13 protein-coding genes are annotated in these 16355 nt (G+C 72.4%); 6 read left to right on the plus strand and 7 right to left on the minus strand.

From position 1 onward, the window contains the following. Positions 1-23: 23 nt before the first annotated feature. On the minus strand, positions 24-1160 hold the full coding sequence (gene dapC / locus ACR9ZK_RS08905) for a succinyldiaminopimelate transaminase (protein ID WP_481341538.1): 1137 nt from the start codon (positions 1158-1160) through the stop codon (positions 24-26). A 20-nt stretch (positions 1161-1180) separates the two neighbouring features. Beyond that, positions 1181-1507 carry a ferredoxin gene (fdxA, locus tag ACR9ZK_RS08910; RefSeq protein ID WP_481341539.1) on the minus strand — a complete coding sequence of 109 codons (327 nt, stop codon included), beginning with the start codon at positions 1505-1507 and terminating at the stop codon, positions 1181-1183. 60 nt (positions 1508-1567) lie between these two features. On the opposite strand from fdxA, the gene ACR9ZK_RS08915 reads away from it, so the two are divergent. After that, complete coding sequence (locus tag ACR9ZK_RS08915; protein WP_481341540.1) at positions 1568-2698, plus strand: GNAT family N-acetyltransferase; 1131 nt, start codon at positions 1568-1570, stop codon at positions 2696-2698. Positions 2699-2718: 20 nt separating this feature from the next. Here ACR9ZK_RS08915 and ACR9ZK_RS08920 read toward each other — a convergent pair whose 3' ends face one another. The 5 genes from ACR9ZK_RS08920 to ACR9ZK_RS08940 form a co-directional block, all read right to left on the minus strand. Beyond that, entirely contained in the window at positions 2719-4449 is a 1731-nt protein-coding gene (locus tag ACR9ZK_RS08920) for a VanW family protein (protein ID WP_481341541.1), read from the minus strand. 224 nt (positions 4450-4673) lie between these two features. Further along, positions 4674-5570 (minus strand): N-acetyl-1-D-myo-inositol-2-amino-2-deoxy-alpha-D-glucopyranoside deacetylase, encoded by an 897-nt coding sequence (mshB, locus tag ACR9ZK_RS08925; RefSeq protein ID WP_481341542.1) that lies wholly within the window; start codon positions 5568-5570, stop codon positions 4674-4676. Positions 5571-5605: 35 nt separating this feature from the next. Continuing rightward, on the minus strand, positions 5606-7408 hold the full coding sequence (locus ACR9ZK_RS08930) for an ABC transporter substrate-binding protein (RefSeq protein ID WP_481341543.1): 1803 nt from the start codon (positions 7406-7408) through the stop codon (positions 5606-5608). Between the two features lie 6 nt (positions 7409-7414). After that, entirely contained in the window at positions 7415-9319 is a 1905-nt protein-coding gene (gene typA / locus ACR9ZK_RS08935; protein ID WP_481341544.1) for a translational GTPase TypA, read from the minus strand. 94 nt (positions 9320-9413) lie between these two features. After that, positions 9414-9851 carry a (deoxy)nucleoside triphosphate pyrophosphohydrolase gene (locus ACR9ZK_RS08940; RefSeq protein WP_481341545.1) on the minus strand — a complete coding sequence of 146 codons (438 nt, stop codon included), beginning with the start codon at positions 9849-9851 and terminating at the stop codon, positions 9414-9416. Between the two features lie 39 nt (positions 9852-9890). Here ACR9ZK_RS08940 and ACR9ZK_RS08945 point away from each other — a divergent pair, with 39 nt between their 5' ends. The 5 genes from ACR9ZK_RS08945 to ACR9ZK_RS08965 all read left to right on the plus strand — a co-directional run bounded on the left by ACR9ZK_RS08945 (position 9891) and on the right by ACR9ZK_RS08965 (position 16132). Next, positions 9891-10226 (plus strand): 4a-hydroxytetrahydrobiopterin dehydratase, encoded by a 336-nt coding sequence (locus tag ACR9ZK_RS08945; protein ID WP_481341546.1) that lies wholly within the window; start codon positions 9891-9893, stop codon positions 10224-10226. A gap of 217 nt (positions 10227-10443) precedes the next feature. Next, on the plus strand, positions 10444-12051 hold the full coding sequence (locus ACR9ZK_RS08950) for a hemolysin family protein (protein ID WP_481341547.1): 1608 nt from the start codon (positions 10444-10446) through the stop codon (positions 12049-12051). After that, the gene (locus ACR9ZK_RS08955) at positions 12048-13061 is read left to right on the plus strand and encodes a hemolysin family protein (RefSeq protein ID WP_481341548.1); all 1014 of its coding nucleotides are present in this window, start codon (positions 12048-12050) and stop codon (positions 13059-13061) included. The genes ACR9ZK_RS08950 and ACR9ZK_RS08955 overlap by 4 nt, the downstream gene beginning before the upstream one ends. A 254-nt stretch (positions 13062-13315) precedes the next feature. After that, positions 13316-14308 (plus strand): ABC transporter permease, encoded by a 993-nt coding sequence (locus ACR9ZK_RS08960; protein ID WP_481341549.1) that lies wholly within the window; start codon positions 13316-13318, stop codon positions 14306-14308. Between the two features lie 42 nt (positions 14309-14350). Next, a complete protein-coding gene (locus ACR9ZK_RS08965) occupies positions 14351-16132 on the plus strand; it encodes an ABC transporter substrate-binding protein (protein ID WP_481341550.1) in 1782 nt (593 codons plus the stop codon). The last annotated feature ends 223 nt before the right edge of the window (positions 16133-16355 follow it).

A 16355-nucleotide genomic window follows, 5' to 3' on the forward strand; every position in this document is an offset into this window, starting at 1 on the left:
CAGGTCGGGCGACGGGTGAGGGCTCAGAGCCGCTCGCACGCGGCGGCGATGCGCTCGTCGGTGGCGGTGAGGGCGATGCGTACGTGCCGGGCGCCGCCGGGGCCGTAGAACGCCCCGGGCGCCACGAGGATGCCGCGCTCGGCGAGGTCGGCCACGGTCGTCCAGCAGTCCTCGTCGCGCGTGGCCCACAGGTACAGGCCGGCCTCGGACAGCTCGATGCGCAGCCCCGCGCGCGTGACGGCCTCGACGAGCCGCGTCCGGCGCCGCGCGTACACGGCGCGCTGGGCCTCGACGTGGTCGTCGTCGCGCAGGGCCGCCGCCATCGCCGCCTGCACCGGTGCCGGCATGATCATGCCGGCGTGCTTGCGCACCTCGAGGATGCGCCCGACGAGCGCGGGGTCACCGGCCAGGAACGCCGCGCGGTAGCCGGCGAGGTTGGACTGCTTGGACAGGGAGTACACGGCGAGCAGGCCCGTGTGGTCGCCGTCGCAGACGTCGGGGTGCAGGATGCTGGGCGTGGCGGTGCCGTACTGCCCCTCACGCCAGTCGAGCTCGGCGTAGCACTCGTCGCTCGCGACGACCACGCCGTGCCGACGCCCCCACTCGACGACCTTGCGCAGGTGGCCCACGCCCAGCACCTGGCCGTGCGGGTTGCCCGGGCTGTTGAGCCACAGCAGCTTCGGCGTCGTGCTCGGCGTCATCGGTCCGAGACCGGTCAACGAGCCGACGACGCGCGGGGTCGCCCCGGCGAGCCGGGCCCCGATGTCGTAGGTCGGGTAGGCGACCTCGGGGATGCCGACGACGTCACCGGTCCGGACCCCCAGGAGGGTGGGCAGCCACGCGACGAGCTCCTTGCTGCCGATGGTGGGCAGCACGGCGTCGGAACCGAGCCCGGGGACGCCGCGACGCCGCGAGAACCACTCGGCGATCGCGGCCCGCAGGTCCGTCGTGCCGACCGTCAGCGGGTAGCCGGGGGCGTCCGAGGCGCCGGCGAGGGCGCTTCGCACGACCTCGGGGGTCGGGTCCACGGGCGTGCCGACCGAGAGGTCGACGAGGCCCCCCGGATGCGAGCTCGCCCGCGCCTTGTGGGGCGCGAGCGAGTCCCAGGGGAAGTCGGGCAGGTCGAGCGGCGCCGGGCCCGGGCCTGTGGTCGTGGCCACGGCCTCGTCACCGAGGGGCGTCACTCGTCGTGCGGCTGGGGCGGCAGGGCCGCGACGAGCGGGTGGTCCTTGTCGATGACGCCGAGCTTGGCGGCACCGCCCGGGCTACCGAGGTCGTTGAAGAACTCGACGTTCGCGTTGTAGTAGTCGGCCCACTGCTCGGGGACGTCGTCCTCGTAGTAGATGGCCTCGACCGGGCACACCGGCTCGCACGCGCCGCAGTCGACGCACTCGTCGGGGTGAATGTAGAGCGAACGCTTGCCCTCGTAGATGCAGTCGACCGGACACTCCTCGATGCACGCGCGGTCCTTGAGGTCGACGCACGGCTGGGCGATGACATAGGTCATGGGGAGGGGACCTCCTGGGAGCGTTCGGGGTGAAGTGCTGCACCGCCTAGTATGCCGGACATGACTGGCGAGCCCACGCGCGACCCCGCTGCTGAGACGGGCCCCGGGAGCACCCCCCTCACGGGCTCCGCGGGCACGCCGGGCTCCACCGACACGACCGGCCACCGCCTCACCGCGGGGCTGACCGTCGGCGGGCGCGTCGTCGTCCGCTACCGCCTCGCGGAAGGCAGCGACGCCGGTGCCACCGACTTCGTCGGCGAGCTCGTCGCGCGCAACGAGGACTTCCTCGTCGTCGACGCGAGGGCCGGGCAGGGTGGTCGGCAGACCGAGCGGGTCAAGCTCGTCCGCGCCGACGTCATCGCCGCCAAGGACGTGCCGCCACCGGCGAGCCAGCCGGGTCGCGCGCACCAGCGCGTGTCGGCCGACGACCTCGAGAGGCTCATGGCGCGTGGCTGGGCGGCGACGTCCCGCAAGGGGCTCGGCGACTGGCTGCTGCGCTCGGCGACCGGCTTCACCGGGCGCGCGAACTCGGTTCTGGCCGTAGGCGACCCGAGCCTCCCGATCGACAAGGCCATCGACTTCGCCGAGAGCTGGTACGCCGAGCACGACGCTCCTGCGCTGTTCCAGCTGCACGGCCCGACCGGCTTCGACGTGGCGGAGCAGCCGCTCGGCAAGGCGCTCATCGAGCGCGGCTACCTGCCCGGCGGCGGGCGGCCCGAGTGGTCCCGCGTCCTCGTCCTCACCGGCCTGTCCGCGCAGGTGCCGCCGCTCACCACCGAGTCGGTGCCGGTCACCGCGGACGCACAGCTGTCCCCCGAGTGGCTCATGGCCTACGCCGAGCAGCGCTCCGTCGTGCCGGGCACCACGGAGGCCGTCCTCACCGGCAGCGAGGGGCAGCTGTTCCTCTCGGTGCGCGACGAGCCGACCGGGCGGATCATCGGGATCGCCCGCATGGCGATCCACGCCGGTTGGGCGGGCATCTTCGGCCTCTGGGTCCATCCGGAGCACCGGCGCCGCGGCATCGCCTCGACGATCGTGTCGGCGATCGCGATGGTGGCCCGCGAGAACAACATGCCGGCGATGTACCTGCAGGTGTCCGGCGACAACACCGACGGCGTCGCCTTCTGGAGCCGGCTCGGGTTCACCGTGCACCACGAGTACACCTACCTGGCCCGCCCCGCATCAGCCTGAGGCCGTGGCAGCTCACCGGGTCACGGGGGCGTGGCGCCGGGGTTGGTGCAGATGACCTCGTCCTCGGGCACGTAGTGCGTCGTGACGTCCTCGCTCCGCACGAGCGTCGGGGAACCGGGGCGGTACCACTGCCGGGTCACCGTGACGTCGAACCCGGGGTTCGGCTGCTGCGGGTAGCACGTCGCGCTGTCGCTGCGGATCGTGCGGGGCGGTCTGACGTTCGTGCGCGGACCCTTGACGCTCCTGACGTCCCACACCTTGGTGCTCCAGACCCGGCCGTGCACCTGGCCCTTGTCGACCCAGGTCTGCAGGAGCATCCCGTAGGCGGTGTCGTTCGTCCACCTGTTGTCGATGCTCGGCCAGTAGACGGTGGCCTCGCGGCCCTCGGGGTAGCGCGGGATGAAGAACGCGTGCGGACGGAACTCGAGGAACCGGACCCCGGCGAAGTAGGCCAGGTTGTACACGACGGTCGAGACCTGTGAGACGCCGCCGCCGGTGCCGCGGGTCAGCCGGCCGTCGATGATGACGGTGCCGTCGGCATAGCCCTTGTCCTCCGTGCGCTCGCCGAGGATCGCGTTGAGGCTGAAGGTGCCTCCGGGCGGGACGTACGTGCCGTCGAGGCGCTGCGTGGCGACGACGAGGTTGTTGGTGCGGCTCGGGTCGTCGGTCGGGAACGGCGAGGAGAACTCGACGACCTTCGTCGTGATGCCCGCCCTGACGGCGTCCTGCGTGGAGAACGGGGGCTTGGCCGGGACCGCGGCCACCGTGACCGTGCGGCCCGTGCCGGTACCGGTGACAGCCGCGACGACGGCCTTGGCGACGGCGTCCTCGTCGACGGCCGCACCGTCGACCGACGGCACGAGCCTCGGAGCGCCGTTGCCCGGCCCGAAGACCCAGCGGGCGCTCGTCGCCGACCTCGTCGGGACCGTGACCTTCGCGGCGACGAGCCGGGCCAGGCCGGGCTCGTCGAAGCTCGCCCGCAGGCCGCCGGACCCGTCGGCCTCGACCTTCACGAAGGGGACCAGCTCGGTCGGCTGCACGACGACGCGCGACGTGCCGGCCACGAGGGTGACCGGCCCGGAGACGATGGCTGCGGCCGTGGTGTCGGCGAACTGCTCGACCGCCGCACCGGCCACCGTCGGCGCGGTGTCGCGCACCGCGGCGACAGCGGTCGTGGACTCGGGAAAGGCGCGCCGCAGGGCGAGCTTGGTGCCCACCACGTCGAGCGTCCGGCCGGACCGCGGCATCTCCACCGTGACGCGTCCGGCGGGGAAGGTGACCCGTCCCTCGCGCGGCGGCTGCTCGACCCTGGGGGCCAGCGCGTCGAGGTAGGCCGTGAGCCGGTCGTCGTCGACGCTCGTCAGCAGGGGCAGGCGCAGGGACCCGGTCAGCTTGGCCCAGATGGTGCGGGGGTCCAGCGTGAACCCGGTGAGGCCGTCGAGGGACCGGGCCGCGTCGACCCGGAGGCCGACGTCGACGGGCACGACGCTCACCGGCTCGGGCCGGCCGGGCACGGTGAGCGCGATGGGCCGAGTCAGGACCTCCCGCGCGCCGCGCTCGATGGCGGCGGTGGCCCGCTCGGGCGTCATGCCGCCGACGTGGATGCCCCCGACGGACACCGTGGCCGGCACGTGGTCGGCGGACCAGATGCTGAGGCCCGCGTAGGCGCCCCCGAGCACGACGGTGGCGGCGAGCAGCCGGACCGCGGTGGCGCGGCTCTCGCGGCGGGGCTGGGGCTGCCAGGTGTCCATGGGCCTCCGTACGCGGCGTCGTGCGCGGGCACGGCCTCGGGTGCGGCTGGTGGTGGCTCGAACGGTAGCCCGCCCGGGGCCCGGCACCGGCGAGGCGGACCGGTGTGGCCCGGACGTGACCGAGTCGTTGCCGGGCCGTGACGGCACCGGGGCCCGGGCCCCCGGTGCCCTTGTGCCCGGTGCCCCTGGGCCGGTGCCGTCGTGCCTGACGCCGGCGCGAGGGATCAGGCGAGCAGGCCCGCCTCCGACGCGGGGACGGCGCCCCCGATCGTCTCCCACGTCACGGGGTCGACGCGGCGGAAGCCCTCCCGAGTCGATGTCCGGGCGGCCATGAGGTTGGACAGCGCGTGCACGTCCTCGCTGGCCACGATGACCTGCGTGGCGTGCGCGCGCAGCGCCTGGTTCTTCACCGCCCTGGCTGCGGCGTCCTCGACGACGTGCGTCACGCGCTCGTCGGGCACGACCGACGGCGGGAACGGGTCGTCGGCGGCGGGCAGGACGAGCGGCGGCAGCCCGTCGGGGCGGGCCAGGCAGGCGGGGTCGGCGGCGTGCAGCCAGGCGCGGTCGGCGCGGGCCCACGACACCGGCGTGAGGATCTCGAAGGCGCGGTCGGGCCGCTCCGAGGCCTCGAGCAGGCGCAGCGCGCGCCGGGTCGCGTCGTGCGTCCGGACGTGGTCGGGGTGGCCGTAGCCGCCGTGCGCGTCGTAGGTGACGACGACGTCGGGGCGCACGTCGCGGAGCACTCCGGCCACGAGCGCCGCGGCCTCCTCGAGGTCGACGCCGGCGAACGCGTCGGGGCGGGCTGCCGCCGGCGAGCCCGCCATGCCGGAGTCGCGGTACCGGGACAGCCGCCCGGCGGCGGGGTCGGCGCCGAGCACGTGCATCGTGGCGCCGAGGCGTCGCAAGGCCTCGGCCAGCTCGGCGTGGCGGTGCGGGCCGAGGGCGTCGTCCGGATGCCCCTCGAGGTGGGCGAGGCCGGGCGGGATGACCTCGCCCTCCTCCCCCAGCGTGCACGTCAGCACGTGCACCTCGTCGCCCCGCGCGACGTGGTGGGCCATCGTCACGCCGCACGTCAGCGACTCGTCGTCGGGATGGGCGTGGACGAACACGAGACGGGCCACGGGGCCTCCTGCCGGTCGGGCGGGTGCGGGGACGGTCAGTGCAGGGAGACGGTCGCGAGGTCGACGATGCCGCCGACGGCGTGGTCCTCGTAGTGCACGACGCCGGCGCCGTGCAGGTACAACGCCTTGGTCGCCGAGAGCGCGACGTAGCCGCCGGCGTCACGCAGCGCGGTGTCGGCCTGCAGCCACACCTTCGCGCGCTGCTCGGGGTCGGGCGTGGCCTCGGCCTGGTCGATGAGCCCGTTGACGGTCTTGTCGTCGACGTAGCCGACGTCCTGTCCGGGACCGGTGGAGTCGATGTTGATCCGCGAGTCGAAGAGGGCCGGCAGGACCCCGGAGGCCGACGGCCAGTCGGGCGTCCAGACCCCGCGGAACACGTCGAAGGACGCGCCCGCCGTCTTGCGCTCGATCGTCTCGTAGTACTCCTCGGGGGCGACGCCGGTCAGCTCGACCTCGAAGCCGGCCCGCTCCCAGCCGGCCGCGAGGGCCGCGTAGGCCTTGTCGCCGAGGACCGAACGCGCGTAGACGACGCGCACCCGCACCGGCGTCCTGACGCCCGCCTGCTGGAGCACGCGGCGCGCCTGCTCCGGGTCGCCGTCGACCTTGGCGCCGCTCGGCACCTCGACCGTGGAGGGGTCGACGGCCGGTGACAGGATGGACCACGTCGGGGTGCCGGCCCCCTCGCCCCCGTTGGCGGTGACGTACGTGGCTCGGTTGGTCGCGAGCGCGAACGCCTTGCGCACAGCGGGGTTCGACATGACGGGGCTGCGCATGTTGAGCGCCAGGTAGTCGACGTTGCCGGTGTAGGGGAAGGTGAGGCGGGCCTGCAGGTCGGTGCCGGCCTGGTTGCGCAGCGTCGGGCTGGCCTGCACCCACGAGACCGCGTACGCGTCGTCGTCACGCTGGTTGAGCAGGCGCTGGATGACTGCGGCCTCACCGAGCCCCGTCGTCACCTCGATGCGGTCGGGGTAGGCCCGGCGGACGGGGTCGGTGCGGGGGTCCCAGTTCGCGTTGCGCACGAACGTGCCACCCTCGTCGGCCTTCCACGGCTTCTCCAGCCGGTAGGGGCCGCTCGACATGACGTCGTAGGAGGTCTTGTCGTCCTTGCGGTCGCTCGAGGCCTTGCGAGGGGCGAACTCGGGCAGCGCCACGACGTACGGGAAGTCCGGCTCGGCGTCGCGCAGGTGGAAGGTGATGGTGCGTCCCGAGCAGGCCACGGCCCGGTCGAAGTCCGGCTGGTGCGCCGTGTCGTCCGGGCCCTGGTAGACCGGCTTCTCGAGCCCCTCGGCGGTGACCTTCGTCGGGATGTCGAGCAGGAAGCTGGCGTAGTTGGTGCCGGCGACGTGGGTGCGCCGGTCGAAGGTGCGCGCGATGCCGTGGCGGACGTCGTCGCACGTGATCGGCGAGCCGTCCTGCCACGTGAGCCCCTCGCGCAGGGTGAACGTCCACGTCCGCCCGCCGTCCTTGGCGGTGCCGGTGTCGGTGGCGAGGTCGGCGACGACGTCGCGCTGGTGCGCGCCCGTGCCGTAGGCGGTCAGGCCGCGGGCGAAGACGCGCTGGGCGAAGAACGCCTCGGGCCCGACGTACATCAGCTGCGGGTCCCACGTCGCGACCTGGCCGGCCACGAGCACCTCGAGCGTTCCGCCCGGCTGCGGGGCCGCGTCACTCCCGACGCTGCCCGTCGACGTCGCCGGCCGGACGACGTCGGTGGCCGCGCCGGCATCACCCGTGCCGGTGCACCCGGCCGCCGCGGACGCGAGCAGGACCGCGGCGAGGCCGGCCCCGAGGGACCGGCCGAGCCGCGCCGAGCCACGCAGCGCACGCACCACGCCCGCCACGGCGGATCAACCCTCGGCGCGTGCCGCCGCCCGGGCCCTGGACGCCGTGCGCGCTCGCTCGTTGGCATCGAGGACGACCTTGCGGATGCGCACGGCGTCCGGTGTGACCTCGACGCACTCGTCCTCGCGGCAGAACTCGAGGCTCTGCTCGAGGCTGAGCTTGCGCGGGGGCACGATCTTCTCGAAGTTGTCGGCGGAGGAGGCGCGGACGTTGGTCAGCTTCTTCTCCTTGGTGATGTTGACGTCCATGTCGTCGGCCCGGGAGTTCTCGCCGACGATCATGCCCTCGTAGACGTCGGTCGTCGGCTCGGTGAAGAGGACGCCGCGCTCCTGGAGGTTGACCATCGCGTACGAGGTGACGGCGCCGGCACGGTCGGCGACGAGTGAGCCGCTCGTGCGCGTCGTGATGGTGCCGAACCACGGCTCGTAGTCCTCGAAGACGTGGTGGGCGATGCCCGTGCCGCGCGTCTCGGTGAGGAACTCGGTGCGGAAGCCGATGAGGCCACGGCTCGGCACGAGGAACTCCATGCGGATCCAGCCGGTGCCGTGGTTGGTCATCTGCTCCATGCGCCCCTTGCGGGCGGCGAGGATCTGGGTGATCGGGCCGAGGAACTCCTCGGGCGTGTCGATGGTGAGGCGCTCGACCGGCTCGTGCAGCTTGCCGTCGACCTCGCGGGTGACGACCTGCGGCTTGCCGACGGTCAGCTCGTAGCCCTCGCGCCGCATCTGCTCGACGAGGATGGCGAGCGCGAGCTCGCCACGGCCCTGGACCTCCCACGCGTCGGGACGCTCGGTCGGCAGGATGCGCAGCGACACGTTGCCGACGAGCTCCTTGTCGAGGCGGTCCTTGACCATGCGCGCCGTGACCTTGGTGCCCTTCGTCGGGCCGCGACCCACGAGCGGGCTGGTGTTCGTGCCGATCGTCATCGAGATCGCCGGCTCGTCGACCGTGATGAGTGGCAGCGGCACCGGGTTCTCGGCGTCGGCGAGGGTCTCGCCGATGGTGATGTCGGGGATGCCCGCGACGGCGATGATGTCGCCGGGGCCGGCGCTCTCGGCGGGCTTGCGCTCGAGGGCCTCGGTCATGAGCAGCTCGGTGATCTTGACGCGCTGCTGCGAACCGTCGTGGCGGCACCACATGACCTGCTGGCCCTTGGTGATCGTGCCGTTGTGCACCCGCAGCAGCGCGAGGCGGCCCAGGAAGTTCGACGCGTCGAGGTTGGTGACGTGCGCCTGCAGCGGCGCCTCGTCGTCGTACGTCGGCGCGGGGATCGTCTCGAGGATCGTGGCGAAGAGCGCCTCGAGGTCGTCGGCCTCGGGCAGCGCGCCGTCGGCGGGGCGCTCGAGGGAGGCACGGCCGGCCTTGGCCGAGGCGTAGACGATGGGGAAGTCGATCTGCTCCTCGGTGGCGTCGAGGTCGAGGAAGAGCTCGTAGGCCTCGTCGACGACCTCGGCGATGCGCGAGTCGGGGCGGTCGACCTTGTTGATGCAGAGGATGACCGGCATCTTGGCCGCGAGCGCCTTGCGCAGCACGAACCGCGTCTGCGGCAGCGGGCCCTCCGACGCGTCGACGAGGAGCACGACGCCGTCGACCATCGACAGCCCGCGTTCGACCTCACCGCCGAAGTCGGCGTGACCCGGGGTGTCGATGATGTTGATCGTGACGCCGTCGGCCAGACCCCGGTCGGTGGCCGCCTTGCCCGTGTAGTGGATCGCGGTGTTCTTCGCGAGGATCGTGATGCCCTTCTCGCGCTCGAGGTCACCGGAGTCCATCGCGCGCTCGTCGACGTGCTGGTGCTCGCCGAACGCGCCGGCCTGCCAGAGCATCTTGTCGACGAGCGTGGTCTTGCCGTGGTCGACGTGGGCGACGATGGCGACGTTGCGGATGTCCGCACGAGTCTTCAGGGGCATGGGGGACAGTCTCTCAGGGGTTGGGCAGTGGTTCCGACCACGCGGGGCGCGGCCGGGCCGGGCACGGTCCGGCATCCGACGGCGGTCCGGGCCGTCAGCCCGCACGCACCAGGGTCTCGATCCGCTCGACGATGGGCAGGTCGGCCGGCAGCCAGGCGACGCCCTGCAGGTCGTCGACCTCGAGCCACCGGAGCTCGTCATGGTCCTCGAGGGGCGACGGGTCGCCCTCGATCACCTCGGCCAGCCACACCAGCATCTCGTACCTGTCGCCGAGAGGCCACGTGGCTCCGGGGAGCGGACCGGGCACCTGCACGCCGACGCGGACCGTGATGCCGAGCTCCTCCCGCACCTCGCGGTGCAGCGCCGCGAGCGCGTCCTCCCCCGGTTCCACCTTGCCACCGGGCAGCTCCCAGCCACCGGCCAGCACCGAGGGCTCGGTACGCCGCGCCGACAGCAGGCGGGTCGGGCGCGCGAGGTCGTCGACGATGGCGGCGCCGACGACGAGGGCGCGGGCAGGGACGGGCGGGCACATGGCGTCGTCGATAGTGCCACAGCACGGTTTACTGGGGTGATGGCACGACGACTCGACGACGACGAGGTCACGCGCCAGCTCGGCGACCTGCCGGACTGGGCCCGTGACGGCGACACCATCAGGGCCTCCTTCACGGCCCCCGACTTCCCGACCGGCATCCGCCTCGTCGACGAGGTAGCCGCCGACGCGGAGTCGATGGACCACCACCCCGACATCGACGTCCGCTGGACGACGGTGCGCTTCGCCCTCTCGACGCACTCCGAGGGGGGCCTGACCCAGCTCGACGTCGAGCTGGCGCACCAGATCTCCCAAGCGGCCGCCCGCCTCGGCGCCTCGGCAGAGTCGTCAGGGTCGGCCGGGTCGGCGACGGAGTAGGCGCCGGCACGGGCCCGCGCTACCATCGACGGGCGGGTCACGGGACGGCCGGGACCGCACCCCGGGTGCGGCGCTCGCCTAGGATCGCACCCATGCGACCACACGCCAGGCACGAGTCGCGCGGGTCCCGCGACGGCTCCCAGGAGGGCCATAGTCCCTCGCCGGACGCAGTCCGGCCGCCCCCGTCCCACCACCCGCTCACCGGGGTGGTGGTCGCATGAGCACCGTCCTCGGCATCGCCCTCGGCGTCCTGCTGATCCTCGCCCTCACCACGGCCACCGGCTACTTCGTCGCCCAGGAGTTCGCCTACGTCGCCGTCGACCGGACGGCCCTGCGCGAGCTCGCCGAGGCTGGCGACGACGCGGCCCGGCGCGCCCTGCGGGTCACGTCGCAGCTGTCGTTCACCCTCTCCGCGGCGCAGTTCGGGATCACCGTCACGGCGCTGCTCGTCGGCTACGTCTCCGAACCACTGGTCGGCGCGGGCCTGGCCGACCTGCTCGACCCGTCGATGTCGTACGCGACCCGCCTGTCCCTGTCCGTCACCGCGGTGCTCGTCTTCTCCACCGTCGTCCAGATGGTGTTCGGGGAGCTCGCGCCGAAGAACCTCGCCATCGCGCGCACCGTGCCCCTGGCGCGGGCCCTGAGCCGCACCACCCTCGCCTACCTCACGGTGGCCGGCCCGGTCGTCCGGCTCTTCGACCGCGCCTCGACGTCGCTGCTGCGCCGGGTCGGCATCGAGCCTGTCGACGAGCTCGAGCACGGGGCGACCGCCGAGGACCTCAGCCGCATCATCGACGCGTCGCACGCGGGCGGCCTGCTCGACGACGACCTGTCCGACGTCCTCGAGGGCGGGTTGCGCTTCCGCGAGCTGGACGCCGGTGACGTCATGACGCCGCGCGTGCGCGTCACGACCGTCCGGGCCACCGACCCGGTCTCCCGGGTCGTCGAGCTGCTCGACACCGGCTGGTCGCGGTTCCCGGTCACCGGCCGCGACGGTGACGACATCGTCGGCGTCGCGGGCATCGCCGAGGTGCTCGCCGTCGACCGGCAGGAGCGGGCGACGACGACCGTGGCGTCCGTCGCCGCCGAGCCGACCGTGGTGCCGACGAGCGCTCCCCTGCCCCGCGTCCTCGAGCAGATCCGCGCCGACCACCGGCAGCTGGCCGTCGTCGTCGACGAGCACGGCGGCTTCGCCGGCATCGTCACCTTCGAGGACGTCGCCGAGGAGGTCGTCGGCGAGATCCTCGACGAGGACGATGCGACACCGGCCGGCATCGTCGACGCCGACGCCGACGCCTGGCTCGTGCCGGGCCACCTGCGCCTCGACGAGCTCGACACCGCCACCGGGCTCCGGCTCGAGAGCGGCGACACGCACTCGACGGTGAGCGGGCTCGTCCTCGAGCACCTCGGACGTACCGCCGTCGCCGGCGACACCGTCGTCGTCGAGGCGAGACTCGAGACCGGCGACCGGCGCCGCCCCGCCAGCGGCCTCTGGACCGACCCCGGGACGGACGCCGGGACGGGCCCGGGCACCGTCGCCGACAGGGACACGGACAGCAACGGGGACACGCACGCGGACTCCGACGCCGACCGGGCCCGCGACCCGGAGCCGCGCCGGCTGCCCGTCTCGGTGCGCGTCACCGTCGGGGCCGTCGAGCGCCACGTCCCCTCGTCGGTCCGCGTCGAGGTGCTCGACCTCATGTCCGACCTCGAGTCCCTCGACCGGGACACCGAGACCGCCGAGCCCGGCGAGCCCGGCGAGCCCGGCGAGACCGGCGAGGCCGACCCCACGGGGGCCTCCGGACGGGCGGAGGCGGACCGGTGACGACCGCCCTGCTCGTCTCCGTGCTCCTGCTCGTCCTCAACGCCTTCTTCGTCGCCGCCGAGTTCGCCCTCGTCGCCAGCAAGCGGCACCGCCTCGAGGAGCGTGCCGAGAAGGGCGGCGCCGCGGCCCGCTCGGCCCTCCGGGGCTCGCGCGAGCTCTCGCTCATGCTCGCCGGCGCCCAGCTCGGCATCACCCTGTGCACCCTCGGACTCGGCTCGCTGGCCAAGCCGGCCGTGGCCGACCTGCTCGAGCCGGTGCTGTCGTTCCTGCGCCTGCCCGACGCGGTCGCCTACCCGGTCGCCGTCGTGCTGGCCGTCGGTGTCGTCGTGTTCCTCCACATGGTCGTCGGCGAGATGGCGCCCAAGTCATGGGCCATCGCGCACCCCGAACGGTCCGCCGTGGTCCTCGCGCTGCCGTTCCGCGGTTTCACCTGGGTCGTGCGTCCGGCTCTCCGCCTCCTCAACACCCTGGCGAACGGCTGCCTGCGTCTGGTGCGCGTGCAGCCGGTCGACGAGCTGGCGCAGGTGCACGGCCCGAAGGAGCTGCAGCTGCTCCTCGCCAGCGCGCACGAGCACGGCCAGCTCGCCGAACCGGAGCACCGCGTCCTGTCCGGCGCCATCGCGCTCGACACGACACCGCTCACCGAGGCCCTGGTGCCGCTCGAGCGCGTGGTCGGGGTGCCCTCGTCGGCGTCCTGTGCCGCGGCGGAGGCCCTCTCGCGCGAGTCGGGCCGGTCCCGGCTCGTCGTCACCGACGAGGGCCGGCCGGTGGGCGTCGCCCACGTGCGCGACGTCGTGCGAGCCGACCCGGGCGCGCCGGTGACGACGGTGACGACGCCCGTCCTGCGAGTCGCCTCGGGCCTGTCCCTCCTCGATGCGCTGTCGGTGCTGCGGGCCGAGCGGGCCCAGCTCGCGCTCGTCGAGGGAGCGCGGGCGCCGGTCGGCATCGTCACGATGGAGGACCTCCTCGAGCGCGTGCTCGGGCGCTTCGACGACGAGACCGACGCCTGAAGAGCCACCCGACGCCGTGGGGCGGCGGGGCCCGCACCCCGGGCGAAGCGGCCCGCTGTGGAATCCTTCCCCCCGGAGGACCACATCGCCGGAAGATCTCCGCCCTGTCACGATTCGGCCACGTCGGTTGCCGCCGGTGTTTCGCGGCTGAAAGATGTTGCGGACGGTCATGGGGGGCCTAGGGTGGCGGTCGCTTCGCAGTCCGGAGGGCGAGCTCGCCCTCCTCGCACAGTCACGATCCGGAGGTACAGCCCGTGAGCACACCCCTTGAGGTCGAACCCGGCGCAACGTCGGCGGAACCGGAGGCGGTGCTGCAGGGAGAGCGCAGGATCGAGGGTCGCTCGCTCGGGCAGATCGCCTGGGCCCGTCTCAAGCGCGACAAGGTGGCCCTCGGCGGCGGCGTCTTCGTGCTGTTCCTCATCGTCGTCGCCATCTGCGCCCCGCTCATCGTCGGCGCGCTCGGGCACCCGCCGAACGAGTTCCACCAGGAGCTCGTCGACGCCAACCTGCAGATCCCCACGGCGCCCTTCGGCGGCATGTCGAAGGACTTCCTCTTCGGCGTCGAGCCGGTCAACGGCCGCGACATCTTCAGCCGGATCATCTACGGCTCGCAGATCTCCCTGCTCATCGCGTTCCTCGCCACGATGCTCTCGGTGGTCATCGGCACCGCCCTCGGCGTCATCGCCGGCTACTTCGGCGGCGCCGTCGACACCCTGATCAGCCGGGCGATGGACATCTTCCTCGCCTTCCCGCTGCTCGTCTTCGCCATCGCCCTCGCCGGCGTCGTGCCCGACCAGGCGTTCGGGCTCAGGGGCGACGCCCTGCGCATCGCCGTCATCGTCTTCATCATCGGTTTCTTCAACTGGCCGTACATCGGGCGCATCGTGCGCGGGCAGACGCTGTCACTGCGTGAGCGCGAGTTCGTCGACGCGGCGCGCAGCCTCGGCGCCCGCACGCCGCACATCCTCGCCATGGAGGTGCTGCCCAACCTCATCGCGCCGATCCTCGTCTACGCGACGTTGCTCATCCCGAGCAACATCCTCTTCGAGGCGGGTCTGTCGTTCCTCGGTGTCGGCGTCCAGGCCCCCCGGGCCACCTGGGGAGGCATGCTCTCCGACGCCGCGCAGTGGTACCAGATCGACCCCTGGTTCATGGTCTGGCCGGGCCTGGCCATCTTCGTGACGGTCCTGGCCTTCAACCTCTTCGGGGACGGCCTTCGTGACGCCCTCGACCCGCGGTCGCGGTAACCACCGCACCCGCATCCCGCAAAAGAAGGAGCGCATCCACTCATGAAGAACACACGCGTGATGGTGGTCGCGACCGCGGCCGCCCTCGCCCTGGGTCTTTCTGCCTGCGCCGGCAGCCAGACCCCGGGCACCTCCCCCAGCGGCGGCGGCGGCGGTGCAGGCGCAGGTGCGGCCACGGCCGCCGACGCGGCGCTGAAGGCGATCGTCCGGCCGTCGGACAAGAAGGGCGGCACCCTGCGCTTCGGCATCTCGAGCGACTGGGACTCGGTCGACACGGGCGACACCTACTACGGGCTCTCGTGGGACTTCCTGCGCAACTACGCCCGCACGCTCGTCTCCTTCAAGGCGGCGCCGGGCCAGCAGGGCAACCAGCTCGTCGGTGACCTCGCCACCGGCCTCGGCAAGCCGAGCGCGGACAACAAGACGTGGACGTACACGCTGCGCGACGGCATCAAGTTCGAGGACGGCACACCGATCACGAGCAAGGACATCAAGTACGGCGTCGCCCGCCAGCTCGACAAGAACACGTTCCCGAACGGGCCGACGTACTTCAACGACTTCCTCGCCGACATCCCCGCGGGCTACTCGGTCTACAAGGACAAGAACCTCGACGACCTGAAGTCCATCGAGACACCGGACGACAAGACGATCGTCTTCCACCTCAACAAGCCGTTCGCCGGCTTCGACTACTTCGCGCAGCTGCCCGCCACCGCACCCGTGCCGCAGGCCAAGGACACCGGCTCGAAGTACAAGGAGCACGTCATCGCGTCCGGTCCGTACAAGTTCTCGGTGTACCAGACCGGCAAGCGCATCGAGCTGGTCCGCAACGACGCGTACGACCCGAAGAGCGACCCGGACACCGGCCGCAAGGCGCTGCCGGACAAGATCACCGTCGAGATCGGCGTCAACGCCGCCGACCTCGACAACCGCCTCATCGCCGGTGACCTCGACATCGACCTCGCCGGAACGGGCGTCCAGGCCCAGGCACAGGGCAAGATCCTGGCCGACCCGACGCTCAAGGCCAAGACGGACGACGTCGTGAGCGCGCGCACGAGCTACACGCAGATCAACAGCGACGTCGCGCCGTTCAACAACATCGACTGCCGCAAGGCCGTCATCTTCGCCTACGACAAGACGGGCTACCAGCGCGCCTACGGCGGCAACATCGGTGCCGACATCGCCACCGGCCTGCTGCCTCCCGTCGTCCCCGGCTTCCAGGAGCAGGACCTCTACAACGCGAAGTCGAAGCCGCAGGGCGACGTCGACTCCGCGAAGGCGGCCCTCGCCAAGTGCGGCCAGCCCAACGGCTTCGAGACCAACATCTCCTACCGGCCCGAGCGCCCGAAGGAGAAGGCCACGGCCGAGTCGCTGCAGCAGGCGCTCGCCAAGATCGGCATCAAGCTGACCCTCAAGGCCTACCCGGCCGGTGACTACTTCAAGCTGTACGCCGGCAAGCCGGACTTCGCCAAGGCCAACAACCTCGGCCTCATGGTGATGAGCTGGGGCGCCGACTGGCCGGACGGCTTCGGCTTCCTCCAGCAGATTGTCGACAGCCGCGTCATCCGTCCCGCGGGCAACACCAACCTCGGGATCAAGCTGCCGGAGGTCGACAAGCTCATGGACCAGGCGCTGTCGGAGAACGACACGACCAAGCGTGAGGCCATCTGGGGCCAGATCGACAAGGTCGTCATGGAGAACGCCGAGGTCATCCCGGGCATCTGGAACAAGGCGCTGCTCTTCCGGCCCGACACCGTGTCGAACATCTTCGTCAACGACGGCTACTCGTACTACGACTACGCCGCCGCAGGTGTCACCAACCCGTGACCCGATGCGTCCGGCGTCGAGCCTCCGGGCCTGACGCCGGACGTCCGGTCCGACCTCCTTCCACCGAAAGTAGGTGAAGGCGTAGGCACGGTGGCGGACGGTCACGAACCTGTCTCTTATACACATCTCCGAGCCCACGAGACGGAGCTACATCTAGGATGCCGTCTTCTGCTTGGAAAAAGGGGGGGGGGGGGGGGGGGGGGGGGGGGGGGGGGGGGGGGGG

It is taken from the genome of Monashia sp. HAY1-5C, from assembly GCF_056755255.1.

Coding starts and splice junctions, on each gene's coding strand:
- fdxA (WP_481341539.1), bottom strand. CDS start 1,507: ATGACCTATGTCATCGCCCAGCCGTGCGTCGACCTCAAGGACCGCGCG.
- ACR9ZK_RS08915 (WP_481341540.1), top strand. CDS start 1,568: ATGACTGGCGAGCCCACGCGCGACCCCGCTGCTGAGACGGGCCCCGGG.
- ACR9ZK_RS08920 (WP_481341541.1), bottom strand. CDS start 4,449: ATGGACACCTGGCAGCCCCAGCCCCGCCGCGAGAGCCGCGCCACCGCG.
- typA (WP_481341544.1), bottom strand. CDS start 9,319: ATGCCCCTGAAGACTCGTGCGGACATCCGCAACGTCGCCATCGTCGCC.
- ACR9ZK_RS08940 (WP_481341545.1), bottom strand. CDS start 9,851: ATGTGCCCGCCCGTCCCTGCCCGCGCCCTCGTCGTCGGCGCCGCCATC.
- ACR9ZK_RS08945 (WP_481341546.1), top strand. CDS start 9,891: ATGGCACGACGACTCGACGACGACGAGGTCACGCGCCAGCTCGGCGAC.
- ACR9ZK_RS08950 (WP_481341547.1), top strand. CDS start 10,444: ATGAGCACCGTCCTCGGCATCGCCCTCGGCGTCCTGCTGATCCTCGCC.
- ACR9ZK_RS08965 (WP_481341550.1), top strand. CDS start 14,351: ATGAAGAACACACGCGTGATGGTGGTCGCGACCGCGGCCGCCCTCGCC.